Genomic DNA, 4251 nt, shown 5'->3' with positions numbered 1-4251 from the left:
CCCGGTCGCGAAGGACGTCAGCGAGCAGGTCGCGATCGAGGTGATGGAGCGCCGCGAGGACTTCCCCGGGGTCTCCGCCGACTCGCAGACCCTGCGGGCGTACCCGGAGCCGTTCAAGGTGAACGCCGCGCACATCCTCGGGTACCTGTCGCCGATCACCACCGAAGAGCTCGAGGCGATGGACAAGGCCGGGCAGGACTCGGTCCCGCACCGCTCGGACCTGGTCGGCCGGGCCGGTATCGAGCGCTCGTACGACAAGTTGCTGCGCGGCACGCCCGGCGAGAAGGACGTGATCGTCGACGCGGTCGGGTACACCACCGGCATCCAGAAGCAGACCGCTCCGGTCCCCGGCGCGACGCTGGTCAGCTCGATCGACTCCCGGATCCAGGCGGCCGTCGAGACCCAGCTGACGAACGCGATCATGACCGCGCGGAAGCAGACCGACCCGGTCACGCACAAGAAGTACGTCGCGGACTCCGGCGCCGCGGTCGTGATGGACACCAAGACCGGCCGGGTGGTCGCGATGGCCAGCTACCCGACGTACGACCCGGGCGTGTGGGTCGGCGGGATCAGCCAGCGCGAGCTGGATGCGTTGTACTCGGCGAAGTCCGGGACCCCGCTGGTGTCGCGCGCGTTGCAGGCGCAGCTGGCGCCGGGGTCGACGTTCAAGCCGATCACCACGTCGGCCGCGCTGGGCGCCGGGTACAGCCCGAAGACGCGCCTCGACTGTTCGGCGTACTTCCAGGTCGGCAACCGCAAGTTCAAGAACTACGAGTCGGCGTCGCGCGGGATGATCGGGTTCGACCAGGCGCTGGCGCTGTCCTGCGACACGTTCTTCTACCGGATCGCGTACGCGCTCTGGCTCAAGGAGGGTGGCAACTCCAGCGACGTCAACACCCACGACCCGCTGGTCGAGATGGCGCAGAAGTTCGGTCTGGGGACGCCGACCGGTGTCGATCTGCCCGGCGAGGCGAGCGGCCGGATCGCGGACCGGAAGTGGAAGAAGACGTACTACGACTCGATGAAGGACTACTACTGCAAGATCGCGAACAGCCCACCGGCCGGGACGTCCACGTTCCTGAAGCAGTTCTCCCGCGAGTTCTGCGTCGACGGGTACAAGTACCGCGCCGGTGACGCGGTGAACTTCGCGATCGGCCAGGGCGACACCACGGTCACCCCGCTGCAGCTCGCGACCGTGTACTCGGCGCTGTCGAACGGCGGCACCGTGTTCGAGCCGCGGGTGGTGCAGTCCTGGGTCGGCGCCAACGGCAAGCCGCACGAGATCAAGCCGGCCGTGAAGACCAGGCTCCCGGTCTCGGCGAGCAACCTGAAGTACATCGACAACGCGCTCAAGCAGACCACGATCTCGGGTACGGCGGCGTGGAAGTTCCAGGGCTTCCCGCTGGCCAAGATCCCGGTCCGCGCCAAGACCGGTACGGCCGAGGTCTACGGCAAGCAGACCACGTCGTGGCTGGCGTCGTACACCGATCGGTACGCCGTGGTGATGATGATCAGCCAGGCCGGTACCGGTTCGGGCGCCGGCGGTGAAGCGGTCCGCAAGATCTACGAGACGCTGTACAACATCACGCCCGGCACACCGCCGCCTGGCAACGGGCCGAAGCATTGAGAGGGCGGGTATGGCACTGCTGACGCCGATCCGGTCCCGGCCGCGGGTGGACCGGCGCTCGACCGTGTGGCAGATCGACTGGGTGCTGGTGTTCGGCGTGGTCGCGCTGTCGTTCCTCGGCGCGCTGCTGGTCTGGTCCGCGACCCACAACAAGACGGCGCTCACCGGCGGCAAGCCGGACGCGTACCTGATCCGGCACGCGATCAACTTCGCGATCGGCCTGGTGCTCGCGGTCGGCGCCGCGATCACCGACCACCGCCGGGTCCGGATTCTCGCCCCGGTGCTGTACGCCGGCTCGATCCTCGGGCTGATCCTGGTGCTGGTGCCCGGGATCGGGGCCACCATCAACGGCTCGCGGTCCTGGATCCTGCTGCCGTTCATGTCGGTCCAGCCGAGCGAGTTCGCCAAGCTCGCGGTGATCGTCGGGATGGCGCTGCTGATCGCGGAGAAGAGCGAGACCGACCGCCGCGAGGACGCCCGGACGCTCGACGTCGCGCAGGCCGTCGCGGTCGCCGCGGTCCCGGTGGTGCTGGTGATGCTGCAGCCGGACCTCGGCACGGTGATGGTGCTCGGGTCGATCGTGTTCGGGATCATCGCGGTGTCCGGCGTACCGAAACGCTGGATGCTCGCACTGCTGACCACGGGGGTCGTGGTCGCGGCGATCGCGATCAGCACGCACGTCCTGAAGCGGTACCAGATCGACCGCTTCACCGCGTTCATGCACCCGTCGTCGGACCCGCAGGGCATCGGGTACAACGTGAACCAGGCGCGGATCGCGATCGGGAACGGCGGCGTCTTCGGGCAGGGCCTGTTCCACGGCGGCCAGACGCAGAACGGGTTCGTCCCCGAGCAGCACACCGACTTCGTGTTCACGGTCGCGGGGGAGGAACTCGGGCTGATCGGCGCCGGCGCGATCATCGTGCTGTTCGCGATCATCCTGATCCGCGGGCTGCGGATCGCGGTGAACGCGCGGGACGCGTTCGGCCGGCTGGTGGCGACCGGGATCGTCTGCTGGTTCGCGTTCCAGGCGTTCGAGAACATCGGGATGACGCTCGGCATCATGCCGGTCACCGGCCTGCCGCTGCCGTTCGTGTCGTACGGCGGGTCGTCGATGTTCGCCTGCCTGCTGGCCGTCGGCCTGTTGCAGAACATCCATCTGAGGTCGCACCGGTACTGACTGCCCGGTCAGGTACGCTGCTGCCTGCTCGGCCCCGCCCAGAGCCCTTCGGAAGGCCCATGAACAGGTTTGTCGCGCTCTCAGCCGTCCTCGCGTTGTCCTTGACCGCCTGTGGCGGGAGCGGCAAGAAGGACGCGGCGCCACCCGCCACTCTGAATCCGAGTACTCCGAGTGCGGCACCGACGACGCCCGCCGGGCCGGTGACGCGGACGGACACGGAGCTGACCGGGGCGCTGCTGCAGCTGACCGACCTGCCCAGCGGGTTCTCGCTGGACAAAAGCGAGGACGACGGCTCGAAGCCGTTCTCCGCGCCGACCAGCCGCTGCAAGCCACTCGTGAAGTACCTGAACGCGAGCAAGGCGCCGGGGTCGAAGGCCACCGCGTCGCGCACGTTCACCGGCGGCCAGGAGGGCCCGTACATCGACTACGGCCTGGACTCGCTGGGTACCGCCGACGAGGTCAGGGATCTCCGCGAGTCGTACGCGAAGGCAGTCGACGACTGTCCGAAGGTGACGCTGAAGACCGCCGGCTCCGGCAACACGTCGATGAAGGTCGAGGCGATCACCGCCCCGGCGTACGGCACGAAGCCCTTCGCGTTCCAGCTGACCGGCACGAGTGGCCCGAAGCGCGGCCTCGAGTACGCCGCGGTCGTCACCGGCGTCGGCGACGTGATCCTCTCGGTCGGTGTACTCGCCGGCCAGGGCGGCGAACTGGACCCCGCGACCGAGGCCGCAGTCACGAAGGCCCGCCAGGTCCTCAAGCCCGCGTGACCGCAGCGACATCGACGGCTGTCAGATAGCACTAGGTTCTGCGGGTGGGACTGGAGCATGTCCGACCCGCAGATGGTCGGCAGCTACTTGCGCTTGCGTCGCGAGGCCCGCTCGATCTGACGGACGAGCTCCTTGACCAGCTTGAACGCCAGGTTCGGCGCCACCACGATCAGCCTGATCATCCCGTTGATCAGCGCTACGACGATGCTCACAATTGCCCCCCTTCGTCTGGTTTGTTGATCGTGACCAGCTGGTCGGGTGTTACTGGCGCGCGCCGGGGTTGGTGATAGTTGTCCGGGGCAACCGTCATCTGCTGACGCTGGAGTCCGACCGCTACGCGATCGCCCGGATCCGGGTGCAGGCCAACCCCGCGAAGCTGTCAGCGGTAGAGGGGTAGTGCCCCGGTGAGCGAGTCGATCGACCGGCGTGGGCCGTAGAGCGCGAGGCCGAGGTACTGGATGTCCTCGGGCTTGGTCCCGGCCAGCGTGCCGGCCATCTGCTCGTAGGTACGGGCCTGCTGCGCGACCTGGTGCATGTCGTGGATCGTGACGTCGCCGCGGGCGGCGGCCTGGGCCCGGAGCGTCCGGAGGTCGTCGGCACGGAGGATCGGGATCGGGTACGCGCACATCCCGGTGTGCGGCGTACCGGCGGCATCCGCGGTGTCCGGGCCGACCGTG

5 protein-coding genes are annotated in these 4251 nt (G+C 68.5%); 3 read left to right on the top strand and 2 right to left on the bottom strand.

Going from position 1 to position 4251, the window contains the following annotated elements; genetic code table 11:
* The 3 genes from VFF46_RS25760 to VFF46_RS25750 all read left to right on the top strand — a co-directional run.
* On the top strand, window positions 1-1627 hold a 1627-nt coding region (locus VFF46_RS25760), incomplete at its 5' end, for a penicillin-binding transpeptidase domain-containing protein (protein WP_325039791.1).
* A gap of 10 nt (window positions 1628-1637) precedes the next feature.
* The gene (rodA, locus tag VFF46_RS25755) at window positions 1638-2804 is read left to right on the top strand and encodes a rod shape-determining protein RodA (RefSeq protein WP_325039790.1); all 1167 of its coding nucleotides are present in this window, start codon (window positions 1638-1640) and stop codon (window positions 2802-2804) included.
* Window positions 2805-2863: 59 nt separating this feature from the next.
* The gene (locus VFF46_RS25750) at window positions 2864-3574 is read left to right on the top strand and encodes a hypothetical protein (RefSeq protein ID WP_325039789.1); all 711 of its coding nucleotides are present in this window, start codon (window positions 2864-2866) and stop codon (window positions 3572-3574) included.
* A gap of 83 nt (window positions 3575-3657) precedes the next feature.
* Here VFF46_RS25750 and VFF46_RS25745 read toward each other — a convergent pair whose 3' ends face one another.
* Window positions 3658-3786, bottom strand: coding sequence for a hypothetical protein (locus VFF46_RS25745; RefSeq protein WP_325039788.1), 129 nt, complete (start codon window positions 3784-3786; stop codon window positions 3658-3660).
* Between the two features lie 167 nt (window positions 3787-3953).
* On the bottom strand, window positions 3954-4251 hold a 298-nt coding region (locus VFF46_RS25740), incomplete at its 5' end, for a DUF2000 domain-containing protein (protein ID WP_325039787.1).

Source organism: Kribbella sp. (genome assembly GCF_035655035.1).
Lineage (GTDB): Bacteria > Actinomycetota > Actinomycetes > Propionibacteriales > Kribbellaceae > Kribbella.
Note: the sequence above shows the minus strand (reverse complement) of the source record. Positions and strands in the feature narration are given on the sequence as shown.